Consider the following 22,728-nt stretch of genomic DNA (forward strand, 5'->3'; position numbering starts at 1 on the left):
CTGTTTGATACTTCTAATGGTGGTAAGGGCAGCGTACAGTATGTGAACCGAGCGCGTTAGCGCTCGTACTTGAAAGTGTGATTTTATTTATTGCAGCTTCAAGAGGGCTGCTCCCAGACGTGTTCGGACACCGACAGATGGGGATTTCACGTTGAAGAAATTGGACGCGTACATGGCGCGCGAGATTTTGGACAGCACGCACAACGCCTGGAGCCGGGGCGACGTCGAGGCTCTGCTGGCGCTCTATGCGGACGACCTTACCTATTGGTGCAATGCGGGATCTCTGGACGGTGTGCCTTACGTCATCGAAGGCAAGCAGGGGCTTCGGACGTTCCTGCGGTCGATCCTATCGGTCGCCGAGAGCGCGACGGCGACCGAGCACTTCCAGTTCGAGGAGGGCATCGGCCGCGCGAAGGTGGAAGCCTACATCCGCCATCGCCGCACCGGCCACGTGCTCTCGGGCTCGTATCGCCAGATCATCACGTTCCGCGGCCGCAAGATCATCAGGCTCGAAGAATACCATGACGCCGCCAAGATGGCGGCGTTCTGGCGAATGGTGACGAGCGAGGAAACCGCCGAAGGCCACAAGTAGAACGCCGCCGCGAACCACCCCCGCGCGCTTCCCGCCTCACGGAGCACGCATCCGCCCGCCTTTCTCGCGCAAAGCCGCAGGGGCACCTTCGAGAAACTTCGTCACCGTCAGCCCGACGAACTCATCGAGGTCCGGGCAGACCTTGATGCCGTAAACCCAGCGGCGAATGGCGAGGTAGAAGATCTCGCCGTGCAATCCCCACGACAGCTCCATCGCCTCGTCGCAGACTGCCTTCTCATCCCGCCGTCCTGCGAGCCTCAACAGCTCGACTGCAACCGGCGTGATGACCTTGCGCTTGATGAGGTTCAGATAGCGCTGGTTGATGTTCACGCCGGCGAGACCGGCGTAGACGAACGTGCGAACCCACTCCGGGCGATCGATGGCATTGAGATAATCCCTGTAGAAGCGCACGAGACGCTCTGCGAGCGGCAAACAGTGCTCGTCGAGCAGCGCATCCCAAGCCGGGTCCCAGCGGCTGAGGAAGATGCGGTCGTAGACGCGATCGACCAAGGCTTCCTTCGTCGGGAAATAGCGGAACAAGAGGGCGTGCGAGATGCCGAGGCGGGCCGCGAGATCCCTCATGCTGCCGCCGAACCCGACCTCGGAAAAATAAAGGCTCGCGCCTTCGACGATCTCCTCCTCGCGCTGGCCGGGATCGAGACGCTTTCGCTTCGGCTTCGCAGTCTCGACTTTTGCTTCGGACATGGCGCTCGCTCGCCTCAGGGGATCGTTGTTTCGTGCGTCGCACCGGACCAGCGTGTCCACGCCCGGATACACCCGGAGGGGAATAGGTGCGACTTGTTGACCAATTGGTCAACGGCAGTCTCGCATGCATTTTAGTGACCATATGGTCATTACGTCAAGCCGATGACCGCCGCATTGCCAAGGAGACCTCTCATGTCGAACACTCCGATCGTCGTCACGCTGCGCCTCACGCCTTCCGACCCCAAGGCGTTCGAATCCTTCCTCACGGAGATTCTTCCCGACACGCGCAAGGCGCGCGGCTGCCGCTTCAACAACACTTACACCGGCTCGAACCCCGGCGAGTTTCTGCTGATCCAGGAGTGGGATTCGGCCGAGGACCAGCAGGCCTACATGGCCTGGCGCGAGTCCACGGGCGTGCTGCAGAAGTTTCTCGGCCACCTCGCAAAGCCGGCCGAGGTGCAGGTCTGGACGGCGAACGCCGCGTAACTCGAGCTTCGATCCGATTTGCGGGCGGCAGTTGGCACGGCCGCCCGCAAGCAGCTCCTACTCGATCACGATCGTTGCCACGTAGTCCATGGTGCGGTTCACGTTGTCCGTGGGCAGCATCGAGTTCAGCAGATACGAGGTCGGTGAGTAATTTTCGGGCACAGCGCGATTGAAAGCGCTTCTGATCAGCTTGGCGCGCAGCCGTTGAACCACCGTGCCGCCACTGACGCCGAGATAGTAGTCTTTCAGCTTCTCGAATTTCGGCTGCATCGTCTCAGCCACCTTGCGGTGCCCCTCCGACATCTTCGAGAGTGCCTTCGGGTTCTCGACGAAAACCGACTCCAGCAGCGCCTTACGATCCGCTGCCGGGATCTTGAGACCGTCGATCACTGTGAGCGGCCCGTCTGCAAGCCCCACGACCGAGGTGCGGCCCGCACTCGTCACCGTGTTGCCCGCCGCGTCGAGTGGCTTCATCGGCGGCTTCACGCAGGAGGGGACACGGCTACCCTTGAAGTCGTCTGCGGTCTTGGCCGGATCGCAATCCTTCAAGGCCAGGAGCGACCAGGCAAACTCCGAACAGTAGAGATCGATCGTGCCTGCCGGGTTCTGCCCGAGCGCGATCTGCCCGACATGTTTTACGAACTCGAGGGGCTTACCGGGCTTGTACTTCGGCGCGTTGTAGTCGTCGTTGAATTTGATCTGGCTCGGATAGACACGCTTGGCGTTGCTGTTGAAGCGCGTGGCCCAGGCTGTGATATTAGCGCGCTGCGTATCGGTGAGACCGCGCGGGCGCACGACGTGGAGGTAGCTCAAGGTCCTGTAGTGCTCGCTCGTCAGGTCCGCCGTCATTCCCTTCCCGAGGTACTCCTCGTTCAAGGGGTTGTCCAAATTGCGGACCTTGCCATCCTTGATGTAGGCGAGGCCGGTGTGGCTGATCCCCATTTGCACGTTCGGATAGGCGCCAGCCCCGCCCCATTCGGGCCGGAAAGTGAGCAGGAGGTCGCCCGTCTGGACGAGGCCGCTCTTGGCGAGGCGCGCGGCCATGCCGGAGCGGGGCGTCACAATGAGACGGAAACCGGCGTCGCTCCCCGTCTTGATGGCATCCGGGTGCTTGAAGTCGACGAGGATGTCGGTGGTGTTGAAGGCGTTCGGCAAGGGCGCGCGGGTGCTCGAGGGAAGTGTGAAATAGATCGGTATGTTGAGTTTCTTGGCCAGACGCTCGTTGGCTTTCTCGCTGAACGTGAAATCCTTGGCCGCCCACGCAGGCAAGGCTGTCAGCGCCAAGGCCATCGCCGAAACGAGCGAGGCGCTTGGGATCAATCTTCTGGACTTCGACATCGGCATTACGCTCCGCCCTTAGGTGTTTCGACTTCCTGAACAGTCCTTCCCCATCGCTGATCTAGCACGCCGCCCAGCGCTGCCAAACGTTCTCGCGCGGCCGCGCACTTCAGAAATTCATCCTGAAACGGAGCATGGCGAGACGTTCGGCGAATTCTCGGGCGTCATCCCGGCGCAAATGCGGATTTTGCCTTGCAATCTGGGCTCCGGGCACGAAAACTCCTGGCTCAAATCGGCCAGGAGGAACATGGAACACGACATTTCGCTGATCGCCACAATTTCAATGGGCCTCGTGCTCGCCTTCATCGGAGGGTTCGCCGCCCAGTCGCTGCGTCTGCCGCCCCTGGTCGGCTATCTTCTCGCTGGCGTTGCACTGGGGCCGTTCACTCCCGGGTTCGTCGGAGACGCGCACATCGCAAGCCAGCTTGCCGAAATTGGCGTCATGCTGCTCATGTTCGGTGTCGGCCTCCATTTCTCAATCAACGATCTTCTCGCCGTTCGGGGCATTGCCCTGCCGGGCGCCGTGGTTCAGATCGCAGCTGCAACGGGGTGCGGCCTAGGGCTCGCCCTGCTGTGGGGCTGGAGCGTGGGAGCCGGCCTCGTGTTCGGCCTCGCCCTCTCGGTTGCAAGCACGGTGGTGCTGCTCCGGGCGCTGGAGCAGCGCAATGCGCTCGACTCGCTCAACGGGCAGATCGCCGTCGGCTGGCTGATCGTCGAAGACCTGGCCATGGTGCTGGCGCTCGTGCTGCTGCCGGCTCTTGCCGGTGCGTTCGGCGCTGAGGGTAGCGCCCGCGGCGTTGCCAGCCATTTCTCCGGCGGCAGCATCGGCATGACGCTGCTTCTCACGCTCGGCAAGGTGGCCATTTTCACAGCGCTGGTGTTCGTGGTGGGCACGCGCGCGGTGCCTTGGGTGCTGCAGCTCGTCGCCCGTACCGGCTCGCGCGAACTCTTCACGCTCGCTGTGCTCGCCATCGCGCTTGGCATCGCCTACGGGTCGGCGGAGCTGTTCGGCGTCTCCTTCGCGCTCGGTGCGTTCTTTGCAGGCGTCGTACTCAGCGAATCCGATTTCAGCCACAAGGCCGCCGCCGACTCGCTGCCGCTCCAGGACGCGTTCGCGGTGCTCTTCTTCGTGTCGGTCGGCATGCTGTTCGATCCGAGCATTCTCGTGCGGGAGCCGCTGGCCGTTATTGCAACGGTGTTGTTGATCGTATTCGGCAAGTCGCTCGCGGCGTTCGCGATCGTGCTGGCACGCGGCTATCCGATCAACACGGCGCTCACGGTTTCGGCGAGCCTCGCGCAGATCGGCGAGTTCTCGTTCATTCTCGCGGGACTCGGCGTGACGCTCGGGATGCTGCCTGCGGAAGGGCGCGACCTGATCCTCGCGGGTGCGATCCTCTCGATCACCCTCAACCCGCTGGTGTTCGCCACGGTGGATCCGCTGACCGCTTGGTTTCGCGCACGGCCGCGCCTGCTCGCGCTTCTCGAACGGCCAAGCCAGTTCGAGACCCTGCCGGAGAAGTCCGAGGGCTCCGGCTTCAAGAACCACGCCATCATCATCGGCTACGGCCGCGTGGGCAGCGCCATCGGCGAGGTGCTCAAGGCCCAGAACCTCGACTTCGTCGTCATCGACGAGGACCGGCGCCGGGTCGAGGATCTGCGCAAGAAGGGCATCGCCGCCGTCTATGGCGATGCGACGGCGGCGGGCGTGATGGAGGCTGCCGGGATCGACTCGGCCAAGCTGCTCATCCTCGCCATTCCGCCGAGCTACCAGAAGCGCCAGATCCTCGAGCTCGCGCGTGCCGCCAATCCGGGGATCGACACCGCAGTGCGCACCCATCGCGCCTCGGAGCTTGCTTATCTCAAGGAGCAGGGCATCGGCATCGCCATCATGGGAACGCGGGAGGTGGCGCTCGGGCTTCTGGGCTACGCGCTCACCAGCCTCGGTCTTTCCGCCGAGAGGGCGGAGGCGGTGGTGCAGGACGCCCGCCTTTCCGGCGATGGCGCCGCTTTCGAGCCGCCGGCGGAGGTGGAAATCCCCGAGGCGACGCCCGAGCTCAGGGAGCACCGCGAGACGGACGACGCACCCTAGCGCGCCGTCGCGCCAGAGACGTTCATAACGGGCGTGGCCGTTTGGCTACGCCCGTTTGCTTTCCGGCACCCGGGCAGACGGCCACGCCCCGGGTAGACGCTTCCCACCGTCCCGCAACCTCTTTAGGATCGCCCGCGCAGTGGAGACGGGTTCGGGGAGTACGGGCATGACGCAAGCGGCAGCGATCGGGGCGGACGCTGTTCCCGAGACCAAGCACGAGCGAACGGTCTACGCCGCAAGCGGGGGACGCAAGACGTTCTTCTCCTTCGTGTTCCTCATCCTGCTGCCGTTTTTTGCCAGCTTACCCGCCATGATGTACATGCGGCTCAAGCATGGGCTGTTTTTCGACGCGATCGGCCTCGGCATCATGGCGACCGCCTTCACGATCCTCATGTTCCTGGTGTTCGTGGAGCTTCTGTTCTCGCTGCGCACGCGCATCGAGCTCGGCGAGACGTCGGTGAAGATGACGCTGCCCTCGGGGCGCGGGCCGACGCCGATGCTGTTCTACAAGAGCTACGAGATCCCCTACGATCAGGTGCACACGGTCGAGACCCGGCGCGAGATCTATGGCGGGTCTCTGGTGCCGATGTTGCTCAAGGGCGCGCGGATCATCACCAAGGACGAGAAGTCCATTCCCATCGGCTACGTCAGCGAAGCCAACGTGGACCCGTGCTTCCCCTATACGGAGATCGCCAAGAAGATCGCGGACCGGGCCCGGCTTCCGCTGATCGACCGGGGCAACGTGCGCCGCTCGTTCCGCCGCAAGTTCTTCGGCATCAAGGGCAGCCGGGTGAACGAGGTCGATCTGGTGGACGAAGCGCAGATCGCAGATCTCAACAAATCGCACCACAACGTGGTGATGGGGCTCGTCGGCGCGCTGGTGGTGCTGATCGTGATCGGTATCGTGGACGACTTCGCGAGCGAGACGCCGATCGGGCAGACGGCCTCGGCCGCGCTCCCCACCGCGAGCAAGCTGGCCCCCACAGCGACTGCTCCGGCGAAAACCCAGAAAAAGTAAGCGGTAGCCTTCGGGTTAGGGCGCTCGGACCGCGTCACGGCAGGCTCATGCCGCCACGTGGCTCGTTTGGCCTGCCCGCGCCGTTAATTGACGAAGATCCTGACGCTCCTGCGGCGCCTCCCGGCGTAACCGCTGAGCAGCGCGAGGGCGCCAAAGGTCAGAAACGTGGGGATGTCCAGGATCGGGCCGAGCAGGCCGTTCCACAACCATGGCGCGACGGCCGAGACCGCCTTCTTGGCCGCCGCGAAAGAACTGGGGCTCAGCTCCTGCCAGTGCTCGTCCAGGGAGGTGGCGTGGAAGCCCCCAGAGCCATAGACCGGCGGCGTGGCATCGACGACGAGCGCGACGGTGGCAACCAGAAGAAAGACGGCGGCGAGAAAGCGGAAAACGGCCATTTGCAGCTCATGCCTCGGGCGCGGGTATCGGCGGCAGCCGGACGAGCCCCGAAACTCGTGGGACCTCCAGCCGCCTCCTATCTAACATGCGGGAGGGAAAAAGAAGATGGGTCGCACCGGTTGGCGTGTTGCCTCCCAGACGGTTCTGAGTATAGTGCGCCGCTTCAGGCCCGTTCGGTCCCAATTTCTGGGTTTTCCGGCTTTCGGTCCTGTCCCCTCGCCTGTTCCGGGCAGGGTGTATCTGCGGAGAGATGGCCGAGTGGTTGAAGGCGCACGCCTGGAACGCGTGTAGGCGGGCAACCGTCTCGTGGGTTCGAATCCCACTCTCTCCGCCATTTTATCGCTCACGCGCCGATGGCGCTCCGCGAGGGCGCGGCACTCGCCGCGGGTCGCCTTGCTCCCCGGCTCTCAGGGCCGAAGCTCAATCTCCTTCCGCTGTACCGCTCACGCGCCGATGGCGCTCCGCGGGCGCGACCTTACGACATCGCGATTTCCTTCTCGCGCAGGGCGCGCTCGATGGCGACGTAGAGGTCGTTGATCACGGTCGAGCGGTGAGCGGGTTGCAGCACGAACGCACGTACCTCGAACTCCAGCGCGTGGGCGCCGAAGCCGATGAAGAACACGCTCGGGGCAGGCGTATCGAGCACCTGCGGCGTCGCCTTCACCGCTTCGAGAATGAGCATCTGGGCCCGCAGCGTGTCCGTGCCGTAGGCGATCGAGACCTTGAGCGTCACGCGCGTGATGCTGTCGGTGCGCGTCCAGTTGATGACCTTCTCGGTGATGAGGGCCTTGTTGGGGATGATGATCTCGCGGTTCTCGCCGTCGGTCATGCTGGTGGCGCGGATGTGGATGCGCGAGACGGTGCCGGTGAGATTGCCGATGGTCACCGTGTCGCCGACACGGACCGGGCGCTCGAACAGGATGATGAGGCCCGAAATAAAGTTGGCGACGATCTCCTGCAAACCGAAGCCGACACCGACGCCGAGCGCAGCCACGATCCATTGTACCTGGCTCCAATCGAAACCAATGCTGCGGAAGGCAAAGATGAGGCCGACGATGGCGATCACATAGCGGCTCACCGCACCGACCGCATAGCGGGTTCCGGCCTCGATACGCAGGCGATGAAGCGCCGTGATCTCGAGCAGCCCGGGCAGATTGCGGGCGGCGATGAAGGTGATGACGCCGATCGCGAGCGCGACCATGACGTTGGACACCGTCACCGGGACAAGGCGGGTCGCGCCGTCCACCGTCACCGTCTGCTGCCAGAGGGCGACGTCGAGGAGAGCGAGCGAGGGAATCGCTTCGCGCCAGAACAACCACAGGCAGGCAGCCAGAAGCAGGAACGCGATGAGACGGACGAGCTTGCGCGTCTGATCGCTGATGGAGGCGATATCGACCTCCGGCTCCTGCTGCAGAACGGGGGGCGCCTCTCCGGCTGCCTCGCTCGCCTCCACGGCGGCCGCCTGGGCACGTGCCTTCTCGCGGCGCTCATGGGCGCGCTTGATTTCGAGGCGGCGTCGGGCGACGAGCACCTCGCGCATGGCGACGTTGTAGACGAGGAAGGCGCCGACCGCGATGGCAACCGAGAGGATGAGGCTGGTCTGGATCTGCGCCGCGCCATCATAGTAGCCCGCGAGCGCGAGTCCGGCGATGGCGAGTGGCGTCATCCAGAGCAGGCTGTGCCACAACACGCGCGTGACCCAGAGCGCGCCCCCGGGCGTCAGGCGCTCTGCGAAAATACCGCGCCGCGGTCCCGTGACCCGGGCCAAGAAGATCGATACCGCCAGGGCGCCCACAAAGAAGGCGAGCCGCCCGAGGCCATCACGCAGGTTCTGGGCGCTGCTGACGCTGATGGCGCCCAAGATGAACGCGACCGGCGTGACGACGTACTTCAGCCACTTGAGGTCCTTCCAGAGCACCACGCGGGCACGATCCGACCAGCCGAAGTGGGCGGTGAACAATCCGCCCTCCACGCAGACGAACTGGGCGAAGCGCAGGAATGCGAGAAGGGACGCCGCACTGAGGAGGCCCGCGCCGACGGCGAACGCAAACTCTGAGGCAAGGGGTGGCTGCGTGAGAAGCCAGCCGGCGAAGCCGATCAGGATCGGGGTGTTGGCGGCCAGCAGAGCCGTGATCAACAGCGCTTCGGGCGTGCGCCAGTAGCTATCGGTCGAGTAGCGGCCCACGGCCTCGGCGATGGCGCGGAGGCGCGCCAGCAGCCGCCGCGAGAACACCGTGAGCACGCCGAAGACGGCGAATGCGGCCAACGCCGGGATCGGGTTCGCCATCAAGCGCTCGAAGAGCGTTTTGCCGGTGGCCATCCAGGCCTCCGGAGACGCGATCCAATCGAGGCTCTCCTTGACCTGGTTCAGCGAGCTGAAGCTCACCGGTCCTGAGCTCGGCAGCCAGAGAAGGCGGCTGTTGAGAAGCGCGCCGAGCTGGGTCGTCTGATTGAGCAGGTCCCGCTCGGCGCCGTTCAGCTCGGCGAGCTGGCTGATACGGGCGGCCAGCGCGTCATGCAGCTGCACGTAAACCTCGCGGCGGGCGACCGCGAGCTTCTCGATGGCGGGGCGGACATCCGGCGGCGGCACAGGCTCGCCCTGCTTGAGCGAGCTTGCGAGCACGCGATCTGCCATGCCGGCCGCATCGGCCAGCGCACGGCGGCCTTCATCGGCTTGCAAGCGCTTCAGACGTGCATCGACGATGGCCTGGTCGCGATCCCAGATGCGCCGCTGGAGCCTGCTGGTGGAGGGAAGCTGGGCGCGCATGGTGCGCAGAAATTCGCTGAACTCGCCGCCGATACTGCCGATCTCCAGAACCTGCTGGGCGGCGGCCTTGCTGTCGCGAATGCGCGCGATCTCGGCCTGAACTTCTGCGAGCTTTGCCTTGCCCTCCTCGAGCGCACGCGCCGTCTCGGCCTCGCGCTGACGGAGCACCTCGGTATCCTTCACGAAGGCGCGCAATACGGGGTGCTGAGAAGCGAGCTTGCGGGCTTCGCGGTCGATTTCCTGCTGCCGCTTGTCGGTCTCGGCCTGCTTCAGCGCGTTGACGCGGGCTTCCAGAATGGGAATGCGGCGTGACAGCTTTTCGAGCTTGGCGGCTGCAAGATCGCGCCGGGCCGTGGTCGCGGCCTGGCGCGAGGGAAGGCTGATCAGCTCCTGATCCAGCATGTTGAGTTTCGCAGAGCGCGCACGCCGCTCCGACAGAAGCGCCGACCGGCGCGCATCCGCGATGATCGGATCCTCTTCGCGCGGCTGCATGTTCTCCGGATTCTCGAGCGCATCGAGGGCCTGCTTCTCCGCCAGCTGCTCGTCGCGCGCCGCGGTCGAACGCGTGCTCATGTCGCGCAGCCGCGTTTCGAACTGGCCAAGCTCGGTCTTGAGAGTGGCCGCCTCGCTGTTGGCCGCATCGAGCGCCTGCTGCGCCTCCGTCAGCGGCAGCGTTTCGGTGCGCTTGGCAAACTCATCGTCGTTTCCTTCCTTTTGCAGAGCTTCCAGCTGCTGCTTGGCTTCCGCCTGGCGCTCGGGCGCGCGCTGGCTCGATTCCTGGAAGCGTCCGGCCGCAGCCGCGCTCGCAACCGCCGCCTCGCTTTGACCGAGCGAAGCACGCAGGAGCGTAAGAGCCTGGTCGCGAATCCCCGGGGCGATGTCGGTGCGTGCCTCGAGCTCGGCAATTCTCGATTTGATGCGATCGACTGCGCGCTCAGGGCCGGTGGGGGCTTCCGCCGCATCGTCTTTGGTTGCCGGTGTCCCGTCGCCCTTTGCGGCTGGCGCGGGGGCCGCCCCATCGGGGGCGGGCGCGGCGGCAGGCGGCGGCGTTGCCGGAGCCGCGGCAGCCGGCGCGGGCGTGGCTGCGGGGGCTGTTGCCGGAGGGGCCGCAGCAGCAGGAGCTGGAGGAGCAGGCGGCACGGCGGCTGCGGGAGCCGCGGGCGGCGCTGGCTTGGCCGCGGGCTCAGCAGGCTTCTGTGCCGGTGGCGCGGCCTGCGGCTGCGCGGCAGGAGCGGCTTGGACCGGAGCCGGATGCGCTGCAGGCGGCGGGGCCTGGGCAAGCGATGCTGCGGGCATAACGAAGAACGCGAACGCAAGCGCGCCGCATCCGAGGCTCAGTCGAGGACATTTCATCATGGGCGCCGAACTAGCCGCATCTGTGCTGGCAATCAACCATCCGCGCCGGGATTCGACGATTCGAGCGGCGCGCGGGTAGGTGGGTAGATTTTTCTTCTTTCTGGCCTTTGTGTGGCATGGGGCTTGTCCGCGAGCGGTACGGCGTTCAAGCCCCCCTCACTTCGCGCTTCAGGACGCGTCCAGGCCCGTTGCCGCACACACCACGGCCGCCAAGCGATCGAGGTGATTGCCGTCGAGGGGCTCGAGGCTCGCGGCGAGCGACGCCAGTCCGTCCGCGTCGGCCGAGGCGAGGGGGAGCGTGGCGAGCCAGCGCTCGGCCACGAGGCCGGCGACGGCTTCGTCATCGCGCGCGGGCTTCACCTTGTCCGGCACCAGTGCGACGGCGGGACGGCGGGAGAGGGCTGCTTCCGTCATCATCGACATGGAGTCGCTCGTCACCAGGACGAGGTCGCAATCGAACGATCTCTCGATGGAGCCGGGCCCGGCCGTGCGGAAGTCGATCAGCGACACCGCGCCTGCCAGCTTCCCGGCCAGCGGCAGCACGTGATCGTAGGCAGCGGACGGCGTGCGCGGGGAGGTGACGATGGTGAGGCGGCAGCCGAGCTTTTCGACAAGCGCCTCCGCGAGAGACGCGAGGCGGCGCCAGTCGTCCGGCTCGAAGGCCGCGTACCACGTCGGGCCGCCGATCAGAATGCTGACGCGCGCGCCCCGCATGTCGGCAGCGCTTTGGATGGGGCGGGGAAGGGGAACGCGATCCGGATCGAAAGGCGTCGGTTTCGGACCGGCAACGACCTTCGGCGGCTCGGCAACCGAGGCGTAGGGCGTCAGCACCAGACGGAAACGGTCCAGCGCGAAGCCGCGCGTGGAGCCGCTGAAGACATTCGGCACGTTCCAGATCCGCGCGAGGCCCACATTGGCCGCGAGCGTGGCGCCGCCCGCGGAAACGATGATGTCGGGCTTCTCCATGCGTCCGGGATCGACGCCATGCACGGCGGGAAGAAACCAACCAGGCGGCAGCAGACGGCCGAGCTTCGGCACCAACGCCTTGGGAAGCGGCAGGCGCAAGCCGATCTCGAGGCGATCAACGACGATGGGGCCCCGGCGGCTCAGCGAGGCCACGACGCCTTCGCTTTGCCGATAATGGCCGGGACGGCCGTCGGAGATCAGGAGCACGCGCACGGGCCTGGTGCCGTGTCCTGTGTCTGTCGGTTGATGTTGCAGGCGTATCCCCTAGCCGTGTGTCCCGTCGGGCCATTCTCTGAAACCTCACCGATCTTGTCCATCGGGCGAAGCCTCCGCCAAACGCTCCTGGGGCCGACGTTCCGGGGGACGATCCATCTCGGGTTCAACCCGGATGCCCCAAGCCGTCGTCAGCCGACAAACATTTTCTTTGATCGGCACCGATTGCGGACGTAATACTCCAGACATTCAATTCATTCAGCCCCGGTTCGCGCGCTCGGAAGCGCCGGATCGGACGGGGGCATTAGGGATCGTGCGGACGGGGGCTTGCCCGGCTGCTCACCCTTCGAGGAAAACGGAAGGCGTCAAAGGGGCGTTGCCCGGATGCTCTAGGCTTTCCGCGTCTCCCTCCGGCATACTGGCGCATAGGGTTCACTTCCAGGCAGGCTTTTCATGTCTCTCGGTGCACGCGTCTTCGTGTTCGTCGTCTATTTCCTGCTGGCGCTCTCCTTCGTCGCGCAGACGGCCCTCCTGTTCTGGGAGTTCGGCCCGGAGAAGGCGCTGATCTTCGCGACCTTCGACAGCCACCTCTTTCTCTTCTTCCCGACGCTCGGGCTGGTGGCGCTGGCGGCGTTCTATCTTCCGTCCTGCGCCTTCGTGGACATGTACTGGCGGCACGTCTCGTTCGGGCGCCTCAGGTTTCTCGTGGGCCTCATCATCGTCGGCGCGGCGGCGGTCTATGCCGCGCTCGGGCTCTCGGCCAATCCGCACCGCTCGGTGTGGGACATCAAGCCGGCGACGCTCATGGCCGACAAGAGCGAGCCTGCGGGGTGCGGCGATGCCAGCAAGCCCTGCGAACGCATCGCCTTGATCGAAGGCGTCACCAATCTCTCCGAGGTCAGCCGCCGGCGCATCGGCGTGCGGGAATTCTATCGCTCCTGCCAAGCGGAACCGCTGATCGAGGCCGGCACTGCCGAGGAAACCAAGCGCTTCTGCTTCGCCTCGACGCCACTGTCGGAAGCGCCGCGCCTCAGCACGGATGCGGAATGCTGCCGCGCGCAGCAGCGCTTCCAATCGACGATCGACCGCCTGTACGTCGATCCGACGCAGCAGTCGATCACGGGGCGCATTCACAAGCTTCTCTTGCCGGCGAAGGTGTTCTTCCTGTTCCTGCTGCTCGCCATCAGCGTCCTGCTCACGCTGCGGCATACCGGCGTGAAGCGGCACTATCCGGATCGCATCAGCCGGATCGAGGTCAGCGTGCTGGTCGGCGCTGCGGCGATGATCTTCTTCCCGCTGATGAGCCAGGCTTACGTCCAGTCTGCGGATGCGCTGTTTGGCGTGCAGCAGAAGGGCGGCTTTCGCTCCATTGTGACGCTGATGAGCTTCCTGTTCGGCGCGTGGGCGATGCTGTTGCTGCTGTTCTCGTTCCGCCAGCACGATCAGGATCTGGAGCTGGCCGCCAAGCTCGCCGGTGTGGCCGCCAGTACGATCGCCGTGTTCAAGTACGATCTGCTGGTCTCGATCATCGTGCGCTATCTGGGCTCGGGTGCCGATACGCTGGCCGTTGCGGTTCTGATCGGATTGGCGCTGCTGGCGGTGGTGGTTCTGATGTCGCCGTTTGCCCGCCGCGTGTTCGTCGGATCGGACGTGAAGGCGACGGAGGCAACACAATAAGTGATCACTCCGGCCGCGCAGAACTGCGCGCCGGATCTCAAAGCGGGTCGCTTCGGCAGGGTGCTAGTGCCGAATGTCCGTTTCGACCTCATCCATGTGGGACTTGATCACACTCGCCGTTTCATCGGCGAGCTTCTGGTTGAGCCGGGCGAAGTACTGGAACTCGGCCTGGTACTGCTGCTGCGCGCGCTGAATGAAGTCGGAATACGCCGCAAACAGATCCTGCACCGTCTTGCATTCCATGAACCGCTGCGAGGCGGCCATATCCTCGTTCAAGCGCCGATTGACGAAGCCCAGCCACTCGTTGTTCGCCCGCGAGACCTGCTCGAGAAAGCGCCCATTCAATTCGGTCATGGCTGCGAACATCGGCCGGTTCATACTCAACCAGGCCTCGAAGGAGGCCAGTCCTGGATTCTTATCCAGGCCCTGGTCGGCTAGCGATCTTGACGCGTTTGCATTCATCGTACGCTCCTCCACCAGTCGTCCGGCTGCACGAGACGCCGGACCTACGCAAATATCGAAGACGCGATCGGCAATTGTGAAATGCACAATGCCTTCTGTGGTTGCACATCACTATTCCGGACTGGCGCGGAAATGAGCCTGGCGACCAATCCCAGGAGAGCGCTCTCACGAACGAGACGATCTCCTCCCTTATCACGTGATCGAGCACCCACAGTGTGCTCGTCGCTTAAGCAACAATGCGCGATTGTTTCGAAGTTATCCACAACATCCAGGCACCTTTGCGACGGTATGTCCCGGCTGGGAGATGCGTTCAAAAATCACACGCAGATTGATCCTTCTCAACGGCTTTGGCGTTTGGTCTTCAAAATCAAACCCGTTCGTGCGTTCCTCATCTCAACGCGGAAAATTTCCCCGCGAACGGCGTTCTCAAATTGAGCGAGCCCATGTCGAATTTTTTCGTGTCACTCGCGGATCTCTGGATCAGGCGTGCTGCCGCTCCGAAGCCCGAGGCCTTCGCTCTCGTTCGCGATCTTTCGCCTGCCGTCGTCATCACCGGTGCGTCGCGTGGAATAGGACGTGCGCTTGCGCAACGCTTCGCGGAGGCGGGGCACGATCTTGTTCTGATCGCGCGCGCGCCGGATCCGCTCGAGAAGACCGTGCAGGAGCTCTCTCGCTCGACCAAGTCTCGCGTGGTTCCGCTTGCGCTCGACGTCACGGCGCCGGATGCCCCGCAACGGCTGGACGCCGCGCTCGCGGCCGCCGGGTTCTATATGGACGTGCTCGTCAACAATGCGGGCATCGGACTTTCCGGGCCATTCGTTGAACAGGAGGACGCGGACATCGAGCGGCTCATCGCTCTCAACGTCACCGCCGCGACCCGCCTCATGCATCACGCGTTGCCCGCGATGCTCGCGCGTGCACGTGGCGGCATCCTGAACGTGGGTTCGCTCGGCGGGCTCGTGCCTGGCCCCAATCAAGCGGCCTACTATGCGAGCAAGGCCTATCTCATCTCGTTGACGGAGGCGGTGGGCCACGAGGTTCGTGGACGCGGCGTGCGCCTCGCGGTGGTGGCGCCGGGGCCCGTCGAGACGACGTTCCATCGCTCCATGCGGGCGGAGGGCGCGCTCTACAGAACCCTGGTGCCGAGCATGAGCGCGGAGGCGGTGGCGCGCAGTTCCTACAGAGGCTACCGAATTGGCCGTACCGTGATCGTTCCCGGCGTTCTGCCGGCGCTCAATGCAATTGCGCTCAAGTTCCTGCCTCACGCCCTCAGTGTGCCGCTGGTGGGCTTTCTGCTTTCAAACGGATCGCGCCGCGCTTCTTGATCTCTTCCGGTGCGACCAATTGTACGGATTGCGTCCTTAGCGTTCCCGATCGAACAAAGTTTGCAGAGTTGAAACGATTTCGCGCTCTAATGACACTCAAGCGCCAGGGAATTGGTCCCGCGTACCTTGGTTGCAGATAGCGGCGGCCTGGCGAGACGAAGAGTCTCGATAGGTCGCCGCCATTGCTTTCAATCCGTATTAAGAAGTCTTAACCGCTCGTGACCTTGTCACGGAGCGCGTTTCGCGTTTGCCGCGCTCAAGCCGCGCCCTTGGTCTTTGCTGCGACCTGGCGCGCGAGCTTCTCGACAAGAGCCTTGTCGATCTTTGCGGGCTTGCGGCCAAAAGGGCGGTCGGGCTTGTCTGCCGTCACGTCGCCGACCGAGACGGGATCGCTCGCGGGGAACGTGTCTTTGAGCGCTTCGTCAAGCTGGCTCTCGAGCTCGGCCTTCGGAAGCTTTTCTTTCACTGTCATGGTTTCCTCCCGAAATCCCATCTGCGATCTAAAAACGCCGCGCGTTCTAGATGCGGCGGCGCAATGCGCGATACCCGGGCTCGACGTAATCCGACAGCCGCTCGAGCAGATCGTTGTTGCGGCGGGCCGGCGACATCTTCCAGAGCGCACCGGCCGCGCAGGCGAACGCTGCGACGACACCGAGAGCGAGAAGCGGCTGCTCCTGCACGAAGCGCTTGGTGGCGGAGACCGCCTCGTCCACGCTCTCGCCCGCGCTCTTCAGCGCCTTCGCGCCTTCCGTCTTGACGGTATCGGCGACACCCTCGGCCTTGTTCTTGAGCTGCTGGACGGTGTCCTGCGCGTCGCGGGCGCGCGCCGATGCGTTGCCCTGATAGGACTCGAACGATTGGGCCATGTGCTGCTCCTTGGCGTTGTGAGTGAACGGGGGTGAATGGGAAGGTTCAACAGGTCAACGCAGAAGCGCGCATTTCGTTCCAGCGGGTGCCGGAACCCACGCTCGGCGTGGCGCGTTCGACGAGAGATCTTCAGCTCTTCGCGAGGGCGCTCAGATGAACGTGTCCGGCTACACCGACAGCGACATCAAACTTTTCAAAGCCGTGCTCGACGCCTCCATGACCGAGAGCATGGCATGTGGCGCCGCCATTCCCCTCGACCTCATGACCATGCGGCTGTTCAAGGCCGCGCGCGAGGGCGAGCGTGATCCACAACGGCTCGTTGAAGCGGTGCTCGGGCTGCACTAGGCGCCAGCTAAAGTGCCGGGCGCGGCCGGGTTTGGTCCCGGCTGTGGTTCCCTCGCACTAGAGAGGGAGTCGCGCGCTGGCGAAGATAAGGGGCTGATTCGTTCGGGGGCCCCTTATGAAAGACTCGCAAAAGCAGACCCTTTGCTTTCTTGTCCTTGGCACGAGCCTCGCCGTGCTCCTTCAGAACCTCGCCAAGCGCCGGTATGTCGTCACAACCCGGCCGATCACGCGTACTGGCGGAGGTGAGGTCATCGATTTCGCGGCCTGGAAGGAGCTTCGGGGCCGCAATCAGGTTTTGATGTAAGGGTATCGCCCCACAAACGCCGGTTCGCCCAGATCCGGCGGCGCGCGCGCCGGCCACGATCACGGTGGCCCGCCGACGAGATAGATTTTTCGAAAGTCCCTGGAAATAGTGGTGCCGCAAACAGGACTCGAACCTGTGACCCCGTCATTACGAATGACGTGCTCTACCAACTGAGCTATTGCGGCGAGGCTGCCGTGCGGGAGCCGACTTACAAAATCAGGCTCAGCAGCGCGCCTTGATAGGCCGAAACGGCCCGGCGTTCAAGGCCCCGCCTTCAGCAAATTCTGTCTTCGGCCTGGGGCCAGCCGCCGCATTCCCTCGGGGCGCAGGATTCGGAACCCACTTTGGGTGTCAAAGCGTTAACATGGCGGACCTCGTCACTCCACCACACACGGAGGGGGAGCATGACAATGACGTCGCGGAACCCTGTTCTGGACGATCTGATCGCGCGGATGCGCCAACCCATCAATGTGCGGGACCACGCCAACGAGGAGGCGGTTCGCATCATGGTGAGGCTCGGCCTAAGTCACCCGATGACCCTGGCCGCAGCCTTGAAGGTGGTCGCGTCCGAGATGAGGCACGGGCGGATGCAGGAAATTGAGGCGACGGCGCGGGCGCTCCACGCCAAGCTTCTGCGGCGGCACGACGAGCCCGGCACGCCGCAGTGACGCGGATCACAGCCGCCAGACGGACGTGCGCTTGATCTCGGCGTCCTCGAGCTCGCGGGTTACGGGAACCTGATACTCCGCCGCGAGCGTGAACCGGCCAACCGGAAAATAGGAGCGCTTGGGATCCCCGATCAGCACGGAGGCGCCGGACGCGGCCGCCTGCTCGATGTAGGCGGTGACGCGGGCCGCAAGCTCGCGCTCGTAGAAGAGATCGCCGACCAGGATCACGTCGGCCCGCTCCGGCGCGCTGGCCAGCAAGTCCTCTCCCGTGGTTTCCACTTCGACAGAATTGAGCGCCGCATTGAGCCTCACGGCCGCGAGCGAAAACGCGTCGATGTCGGCAGCCAGAACTTTCGCCGCCCCTGCGCGCTTTGCAGCGATGGCGGTGAGACCGGAGCCCGAGCCTAAGTCGATGACGGAGAGGCCGCGCACGAGCGCGGGCGTATCGAGAAGATAGCGCGCAAGTGCCTGTCCGCCAGCCCAGGCGAAAGCCCAGTAAGGCGGCGGCACGTTCATCTCGCCCAGCTCTTCCTCGGTCTTCTGCCAGATGGGCAGACTTTCCTCGGCAAGGTGAAGGCGGATCTCCGGCACGAGCGGCGGCGTGAGCGGGCGTGTGTTGGCAGCGATGAACGCTTCGGCGCGGGGCGCCTCTTTCGGGGCGCTCACGCCTTGGCTTTCTTGGTGCGTTTCGCCGGCGAAGGCGCCACGCCGGCCATGCGGCACACCTCGGCCCACTCCTTTTCGGTCACAGGCTGCACGGAGAGGCGCGAGGCGGTGACGAGCTTCATCTCGGCGAGCTTCGGATTGGCCTTCACGTCCGCAAGCGTGACGGGGCGCGGCATGGGCTCCACGGCCCGCACGTCCACGCACTCCCACGCGCCCGTGTCGTCCGTTCCATCCGGATGCGCCAGCACGATCACCTCGCAGATGCCGACGATCTCCTTGCCGATGTTCGAGTGATAGAAGAACCCGAGATCGCCGATCTGCATCGCGCGCATGTTGTTGCGCGCCTGAAAGTTGCGTACGCCCGTCCAAGGCTCGCCCTTGGCGCCCTTCGAGACGAGTTCATCCCAGGAGAACGCGTCGGGCTCGGATTTGAAAAGCCAATAGGCCATGGAAGCGTCGATCTCCGAGTGTGTAGGACGGGGTGCACCTTACGCCATATTCGGCGTGTCTCAAGCCTCAGTCCTCGGCCTTGAACGGGCGGCGCAGAAGGCCGGAGATGGCATCGTCCACGCTCACGCGCCCTTCCAGAACGGCGTGGACGGCTTCCGTGATCGGCATCTCGATGCGCTTCTCCTCCGCAAGCCGCACGACGGCCGCCGCGGTGTAGACACCTTCGGTCACGGCAACACGCGCGCCGAGCACGGCTGCGAGCGTCTCACCCTGGCCCAGCGCGCGACCCAGGCTCATATTGCGCGACTGCACGCTGCCGCAGGTGAGGACGAGATCGCCGAGGCCAGAGAGCCCCATCATGGTCTCGGGCCGCGCGCCGAGCACGTGGCCGAGCCGGCGCATCTCGGCAAAGCCGCGCGTCACAATGGCTGCGTGTGCGCTGGCGCCGAGGCCCTTGCCGTGGACGATGCCGGCGGCGATGGCGAGCACGTTCTTCAAGGCGCCGCCCAGCTCGACGCCGACGATGTCGTCCGACCAATAGAGGCGAAGCTGGCGATCCCCCAGCCGCTCGGCCAATTGCCTGCCGAGGGTTTCGTTGCGGCAGGCGATGGTGAGCGCCGCGGGCAGGCCACGGGCCACGTCCGCCGCGAAGCTCGGGCCTGAGAGCACGGCGAGCATCACATCCGGCACGGTCTCGGCGATGACCTCGCCCAAGAGCTTGCCCGTCTGCTGCTCGACGCCCTTCGCGCAGACGACGAGCGGCTGGCCGGGGCGGACGAGGCGGGCCAGCGTCGCGGTGATGGCACGCACGTGCTGGGCGGGGCAAACCAGCAGAATGGCATCGGAAGCCGCGCAGTCCTCGAGGCGCGCGGTGGCCTTGAGCCGGGTATCCAGCTCGACGCCAGGAAGGAACGAGCGGTTGACGTGGCGCTCGTTGATGTCGGCCACGGTGTCCGGCTCGCGCGCCCACAGCACGACATCGCGCCCGGCGAGAACGAGGGTCTGTGCAAGCGCGGTTCCCCAGGCTCCGCCCCCGATGACACCGATGCGATTGATGGTCATGAGCTCACGCTCCCAATTGGGCCCCCGGGACGGGCGCGTTGCCGCGTCCCCAGCGGCGCAGGGACAGTACTTGCCTGTTTCCCGTGATCAAGCTTTTACGCCAGCCCCGATGGCAGCGGGAGCGGTTGGATCAAGCGGCCAGCGGGGCCTCGCCGCAAAATCAAGCCCATCCACCCAGCCGCGCGCCAAGCGCTCCGCGCCTGCCCAAGCGATCATGGCGCCGTTGTCCGTGCAGAGGGCGGGCGGCGGGACTGAGAGCGCAAAACCCCGCTCGGCAGCCAGCCGCGCGAGGGCAGCGCCGATCTTCCGGTTGGCCGCCACGCCTCCGGCCACCGTGAGGCGGCGCGGGCGATCCGGGCCGAAGGCGCCTTCGGCCATGTCCATGGCGCGGCCGACGCGGTCGGCCACGATGTCGCACACGGCGGCCTCGAAGGCGGCGCACAGGTCCGACACGTCGCGATCGGTCAGAGGAGCGGCCGCCTCGGCGCGCTGGCGTACCGCGGTCTTGAGGCCGGCGAGCGAAAAATGCGGCTCGGGGCGCCCAATCATCGGGCGGGGCAAGGGAAAACGGTTAGGATCTCCGTCGCGGGCGGCCTTCTCGACCTCAGGGCCGCCGGGATAGCCGAGCCCCAGAAGCTTGGCGGTCTTGTCGAAGGCCTCGCCGATGGCGTCGTCGATGGTGGTGCCCAGGCGGCGATAACGGCCGACATCCTCGACCAGCAGCGTTTGCGTGTGCCCGCCCGAGACCAGCAGCATGAGGTACGGGGGGGCGATGCTGTCGGTGAGCCCCACGGTGAGCGCGTGGGCCTCCAGATGATTGATGGCGAGAAAGGGCCGGCCGCTCGCCAGTGCCAGCGCCTTGCCGGTCACGAGCCCCACCACGAGGCCGCCGTTCAGACCAGGACCGGCGGTCGCGGCGATGCCCGACAGATCCCCCAGCCCGAGACCGGCTTCGGCAAGCGCGGCCTTCACCAAGCCGTCCAGGCATTCCACGTGGGCGCGGGCCGCGATCTCCGGCACGACGCCGCCATAGGGCCGATGCTCGGCGAGCTGGGAGCGCACGACGTTGGAGAGGATGCGGCCGCCCCCTTGCTCGTCGCGGACGACCACGGAGGCCGCCGTCTCGTCGCAACTCGTCTCAATGCCGAGAACCACGAGGCGGCCCGGCGACGGTGTCGTTTCCCTGACTTCGGCCGGCACGTTCTCGTCCCGTTTGCGTTCGACCCGCCGGGCGGGCATTAATGGCGCCGCCTGCCAACGGTCCATCCTAGACCGTCGCCCCTAGCATCCGGAGCCCAAGACTTGCAAGCTCGCACCTATCGTATCGGTACACGTGGATCGCCGCTCGCTCTCGCCCAGGCGCACGAGGTGCGCGGGCGTCTCATGGCGGCACACCGGCTGCCCGAGGACGCCTTCGAGATCCGGACCTACAAAACCACCGGTGACATCATCGTGGACCGTCCGCTCGCGGAGTTCGGCGGCAAGGGGCTCTTCACGAAGGAGCTTCAGGAGGCGCTGCTTTCCGACGAGATCGACTTCGCCGTGCATTCCATGAAGGACATGCAGACGCAGCTTCCTGACGGGCTTGGCATCGCCGCCGTGCTGCCGCGCGAGGACGTGCGGGATGCGTTCCTCTCCCTCAAGTATGCTTCCCTCGACGCTCTTCCCCACGGCGCCGTCGTCGGAACGTCCAGCCTGAGGCGGCAAGCGCAGGTGCAGCGGGTGCGGCCCGACCTCAAGGTGGTGGCCTTCCGTGGCAACGTACAGACACGGCTGCGCAAGCTCGCGGAAGGCGTGGCGGATGCGACCCTTCTCGCCTGCGCGGGCCTGAAGCGGCTCGGTCTTGCCGACCGCATCACGTCCGAAATCCCCGTGGACCACATCCTTCCTGCGGTCGCGCAAGGCGCCATCGCCATCGAGATGCGCAGCGACAATGCCGAGATCGGCCAGATCCTTGCGCCGCTCAACGACGAGACGACGGCGATCCGCGTCACGGCCGAGCGCGCATTCCTGCGCCGCCTCGAAGGCTCCTGCCGCACGCCCATCGCGGGCCTCGCCGAGCTTCGGGGCGACCGCCTCTCGTTCCGCGGCATGACGTTCTCGCTCGACGGGTCGGAGTGCTTCTCGACCGCCATCGAAGGACCGGCGGGAGACGCGGCGGCGCTCGGCATCGCCGCGGCCGATACCCTCCTGAAGCAGGGCGCGCACGCCCACGTCAACCGGGCTCCCTGATGCGTCTCCTCATCACAAGACCTGAAGCGGGGCCGGAAGGCGATCCGCTCGCGGCCGCGCTCACAGCGATGGGGCATGCGGTCGTGCAGGCGCCGATGCTGTCCGTCAGCTACACCGACACCGTCCCGAACCTCGCGGGCGCGCAGGCCCTCATCGCGACCAGCCGCAACGGCCTCAAGGCCTTCATCCGGCGGGGACTTCCGAGCGAGGCCGTACTCGCGCTGCCACTACTTGCGGTCGGTCCGGCGACGGCCGCGTTCGGCCGGGAGATCGGCTTTCGGACCGTCGTCGAAGGCGCGGGCACGGGGCGGGAGTTGCTGGCGCAGATCAAATCCGACATCGACCCCGCGGCCGGCGTTCTGGTGCATCTCTCGGGTGAAACCCTGGCCGTGGATCTCAAGGGCGCCCTCGAAGCCGCGGGTTTTCAGGTGCGCCGCGAGATCGTTTACCAAACTCACGCCGCGAGCGGTTTTCCCGACGAGGTCACGGCTAAACTCCGGGCCGGTCTTCTGGACGGCGTCGTTCTCATGTCGCCCAGAACGGCCAAGGTCTATGCCGGGCTGATCACCGAACTCGGGCTTGCGGATTCGGTGCGCCGCTTGGTGCACTTCTGTCTGTCGGACGCGGTGGGCCGTGCGCTCGCAAGACTGGAGCCCGTCAATTTCGCAGTCGCTCGATCGCCCAATTCGCAAGAAATGCTTGCTCTCATCGCCCACGAGGCGTCAGAATCTTTCTAGGTCCCAC

The 22,728-nt window shown here is 65.4% G+C and carries 23 protein-coding genes and 2 tRNA genes; 12 read left to right on the forward strand and 13 right to left on the reverse strand.

Going from position 1 to position 22,728, the window contains the following annotated elements; translation table 11 throughout:
- Positions 1 to 172 precede the first annotated feature (172 nt).
- Entirely contained in the window at positions 173 to 592 is a 420-nt protein-coding gene (locus tag PE058_RS01105; RefSeq protein ID WP_020085687.1) for a nuclear transport factor 2 family protein, read from the forward strand.
- A gap of 36 nt (positions 593 to 628) precedes the next feature.
- Here the strand turns inward: PE058_RS01105 and PE058_RS01110 are convergent, their stop codons facing one another.
- Entirely contained in the window at positions 629 to 1,297 is a 669-nt protein-coding gene (locus tag PE058_RS01110; RefSeq protein ID WP_271029633.1) for a TetR/AcrR family transcriptional regulator, read from the reverse strand.
- A gap of 192 nt (positions 1,298 to 1,489) precedes the next feature.
- On the opposite strand from PE058_RS01110, the gene PE058_RS01115 reads away from it, so the two are divergent.
- The gene (locus PE058_RS01115) at positions 1,490 to 1,783 is read left to right on the forward strand and encodes a putative quinol monooxygenase (RefSeq protein ID WP_020085689.1); all 294 of its coding nucleotides are present in this window, start codon (positions 1,490 to 1,492) and stop codon (positions 1,781 to 1,783) included.
- A 57-nt stretch (positions 1,784 to 1,840) separates the two neighbouring features.
- Here the strand turns inward: PE058_RS01115 and PE058_RS01120 are convergent, their stop codons facing one another.
- On the reverse strand, positions 1,841 to 3,121 hold the full coding sequence (locus tag PE058_RS01120; RefSeq protein WP_156827341.1) for a hypothetical protein: 1,281 nt from the start codon (positions 3,119 to 3,121) through the stop codon (positions 1,841 to 1,843).
- A gap of 247 nt (positions 3,122 to 3,368) precedes the next feature.
- Between PE058_RS01120 and ybaL the strand changes: the two genes are divergently transcribed.
- Both ybaL and PE058_RS01130 read left to right on the forward strand, forming a co-directional pair.
- Positions 3,369 to 5,210, forward strand: a complete 1,842-nt coding sequence (gene ybaL / locus PE058_RS01125; protein WP_271029634.1) for a YbaL family putative K(+) efflux transporter — start codon at positions 3,369 to 3,371, stop codon at positions 5,208 to 5,210.
- A gap of 166 nt (positions 5,211 to 5,376) precedes the next feature.
- Positions 5,377 to 6,228 carry a hypothetical protein gene (locus tag PE058_RS01130; protein ID WP_271029635.1) on the forward strand — a complete coding sequence of 284 codons (852 nt, stop codon included), beginning with the start codon at positions 5,377 to 5,379 and terminating at the stop codon, positions 6,226 to 6,228.
- 83 nt (positions 6,229 to 6,311) lie between these two features.
- Here PE058_RS01130 and PE058_RS01135 read toward each other — a convergent pair whose 3' ends face one another.
- A complete protein-coding gene (locus tag PE058_RS01135) occupies positions 6,312 to 6,623 on the reverse strand; it encodes a hypothetical protein (protein WP_271029636.1) in 312 nt (103 codons plus the stop codon).
- 245 nt (positions 6,624 to 6,868) lie between these two features.
- Between PE058_RS01135 and PE058_RS01140 the strand changes: the two genes are divergently transcribed.
- Positions 6,869 to 6,958 (forward strand) — tRNA-Ser (locus tag PE058_RS01140).
- Between the two features lie 141 nt (positions 6,959 to 7,099).
- Here the strand turns inward: PE058_RS01140 and PE058_RS01145 are convergent.
- Together PE058_RS01145 and PE058_RS01150 are read right to left on the reverse strand one after the other, a co-directional pair.
- Positions 7,100 to 10,747: a mechanosensitive ion channel domain-containing protein gene (locus tag PE058_RS01145; RefSeq protein WP_271029637.1), complete on the reverse strand. Its 3,648-nt coding sequence runs from the start codon at positions 10,745 to 10,747 to the stop codon at positions 7,100 to 7,102.
- Between the two features lie 168 nt (positions 10,748 to 10,915).
- Positions 10,916 to 11,926 (reverse strand): ELM1/GtrOC1 family putative glycosyltransferase, encoded by a 1,011-nt coding sequence (locus PE058_RS01150; protein WP_020085714.1) that lies wholly within the window; start codon positions 11,924 to 11,926, stop codon positions 10,916 to 10,918.
- A gap of 453 nt (positions 11,927 to 12,379) precedes the next feature.
- On the opposite strand from PE058_RS01150, the gene PE058_RS01155 reads away from it, so the two are divergent.
- On the forward strand, positions 12,380 to 13,603 hold the full coding sequence (locus tag PE058_RS01155; RefSeq protein WP_271029638.1) for a hypothetical protein: 1,224 nt from the start codon (positions 12,380 to 12,382) through the stop codon (positions 13,601 to 13,603).
- A 63-nt stretch (positions 13,604 to 13,666) separates the two neighbouring features.
- Here the strand turns inward: PE058_RS01155 and PE058_RS01160 are convergent, their stop codons facing one another.
- On the reverse strand, positions 13,667 to 14,065 hold the full coding sequence (locus PE058_RS01160; protein ID WP_020665372.1) for a phasin family protein: 399 nt from the start codon (positions 14,063 to 14,065) through the stop codon (positions 13,667 to 13,669).
- 443 nt (positions 14,066 to 14,508) lie between these two features.
- Here PE058_RS01160 and PE058_RS01165 point away from each other — a divergent pair, with 443 nt between their 5' ends.
- Positions 14,509 to 15,390 carry an SDR family NAD(P)-dependent oxidoreductase gene (locus PE058_RS01165; RefSeq protein ID WP_156827345.1) on the forward strand — a complete coding sequence of 294 codons (882 nt, stop codon included), beginning with the start codon at positions 14,509 to 14,511 and terminating at the stop codon, positions 15,388 to 15,390.
- Positions 15,391 to 15,646: 256 nt separating this feature from the next.
- On the opposite strand, the gene PE058_RS01170 is transcribed toward PE058_RS01165, so the two are convergent.
- On the reverse strand, positions 15,647 to 15,862 hold the full coding sequence (locus tag PE058_RS01170) for a hypothetical protein (RefSeq protein ID WP_271030645.1): 216 nt from the start codon (positions 15,860 to 15,862) through the stop codon (positions 15,647 to 15,649).
- A gap of 46 nt (positions 15,863 to 15,908) precedes the next feature.
- Positions 15,909 to 16,256 carry a hypothetical protein gene (locus PE058_RS01175; protein ID WP_271029639.1) on the reverse strand — a complete coding sequence of 116 codons (348 nt, stop codon included), beginning with the start codon at positions 16,254 to 16,256 and terminating at the stop codon, positions 15,909 to 15,911.
- A 154-nt stretch (positions 16,257 to 16,410) separates the two neighbouring features.
- Between PE058_RS01175 and PE058_RS01180 the strand changes: the two genes are divergently transcribed.
- On the forward strand, positions 16,411 to 16,602 hold the full coding sequence (locus PE058_RS01180) for a hypothetical protein (RefSeq protein WP_020085720.1): 192 nt from the start codon (positions 16,411 to 16,413) through the stop codon (positions 16,600 to 16,602).
- Positions 16,603 to 16,717: 115 nt separating this feature from the next.
- Positions 16,718 to 16,906 carry a hypothetical protein gene (locus PE058_RS01185; RefSeq protein WP_020085721.1) on the forward strand — a complete coding sequence of 63 codons (189 nt, stop codon included), beginning with the start codon at positions 16,718 to 16,720 and terminating at the stop codon, positions 16,904 to 16,906.
- Between the two features lie 109 nt (positions 16,907 to 17,015).
- Here PE058_RS01185 and PE058_RS01190 read toward each other — a convergent pair.
- A tRNA-Thr gene (locus PE058_RS01190) sits at positions 17,016 to 17,091 on the reverse strand.
- 219 nt (positions 17,092 to 17,310) lie between these two features.
- Between PE058_RS01190 and PE058_RS01195 the strand changes: the two genes are divergently transcribed.
- Positions 17,311 to 17,574: a hypothetical protein gene (locus PE058_RS01195; protein WP_020085722.1), complete on the forward strand. Its 264-nt coding sequence runs from the start codon at positions 17,311 to 17,313 to the stop codon at positions 17,572 to 17,574.
- Positions 17,575 to 17,580: 6 nt separating this feature from the next.
- Here the strand turns inward: PE058_RS01195 and PE058_RS01200 are convergent, their stop codons facing one another.
- The 4 genes from PE058_RS01200 to tsaD form a co-directional block, all read right to left on the reverse strand.
- Positions 17,581 to 18,240: a class I SAM-dependent methyltransferase gene (locus tag PE058_RS01200; RefSeq protein ID WP_271029640.1), complete on the reverse strand. Its 660-nt coding sequence runs from the start codon at positions 18,238 to 18,240 to the stop codon at positions 17,581 to 17,583.
- A complete protein-coding gene (locus PE058_RS01205; protein ID WP_020085724.1) occupies positions 18,237 to 18,689 on the reverse strand; it encodes an EVE domain-containing protein in 453 nt (150 codons plus the stop codon). The genes PE058_RS01200 and PE058_RS01205 overlap by 4 nt, the downstream gene beginning before the upstream one ends.
- 67 nt (positions 18,690 to 18,756) lie before the next feature.
- Positions 18,757 to 19,752: an NAD(P)H-dependent glycerol-3-phosphate dehydrogenase gene (locus tag PE058_RS01210; protein WP_271029641.1), complete on the reverse strand. Its 996-nt coding sequence runs from the start codon at positions 19,750 to 19,752 to the stop codon at positions 18,757 to 18,759.
- An 87-nt stretch (positions 19,753 to 19,839) separates the two neighbouring features.
- Positions 19,840 to 20,991: a tRNA (adenosine(37)-N6)-threonylcarbamoyltransferase complex transferase subunit TsaD gene (gene tsaD / locus PE058_RS01215; protein WP_271029642.1), complete on the reverse strand. Its 1,152-nt coding sequence runs from the start codon at positions 20,989 to 20,991 to the stop codon at positions 19,840 to 19,842.
- 63 nt (positions 20,992 to 21,054) lie between these two features.
- Here tsaD and hemC point away from each other — a divergent pair, with 63 nt between their 5' ends.
- A complete protein-coding gene (gene hemC / locus PE058_RS01220; protein WP_020085727.1) occupies positions 21,055 to 21,984 on the forward strand; it encodes a hydroxymethylbilane synthase in 930 nt (309 codons plus the stop codon).
- A complete protein-coding gene (locus PE058_RS01225) occupies positions 21,984 to 22,721 on the forward strand; it encodes a uroporphyrinogen-III synthase (protein WP_020085728.1) in 738 nt (245 codons plus the stop codon). Before hemC ends, PE058_RS01225 begins: the two co-directional genes overlap by 1 nt.
- Positions 22,722 to 22,728: the final 7 nt, after the last annotated feature.

Origin of the sequence: Hyphomicrobium sp. DMF-1, from assembly GCF_027886585.1 — a bacterium.
Classification (GTDB): Bacteria; Pseudomonadota; Alphaproteobacteria; order Rhizobiales; family Hyphomicrobiaceae; genus Hyphomicrobium_C; species Hyphomicrobium_C zavarzinii.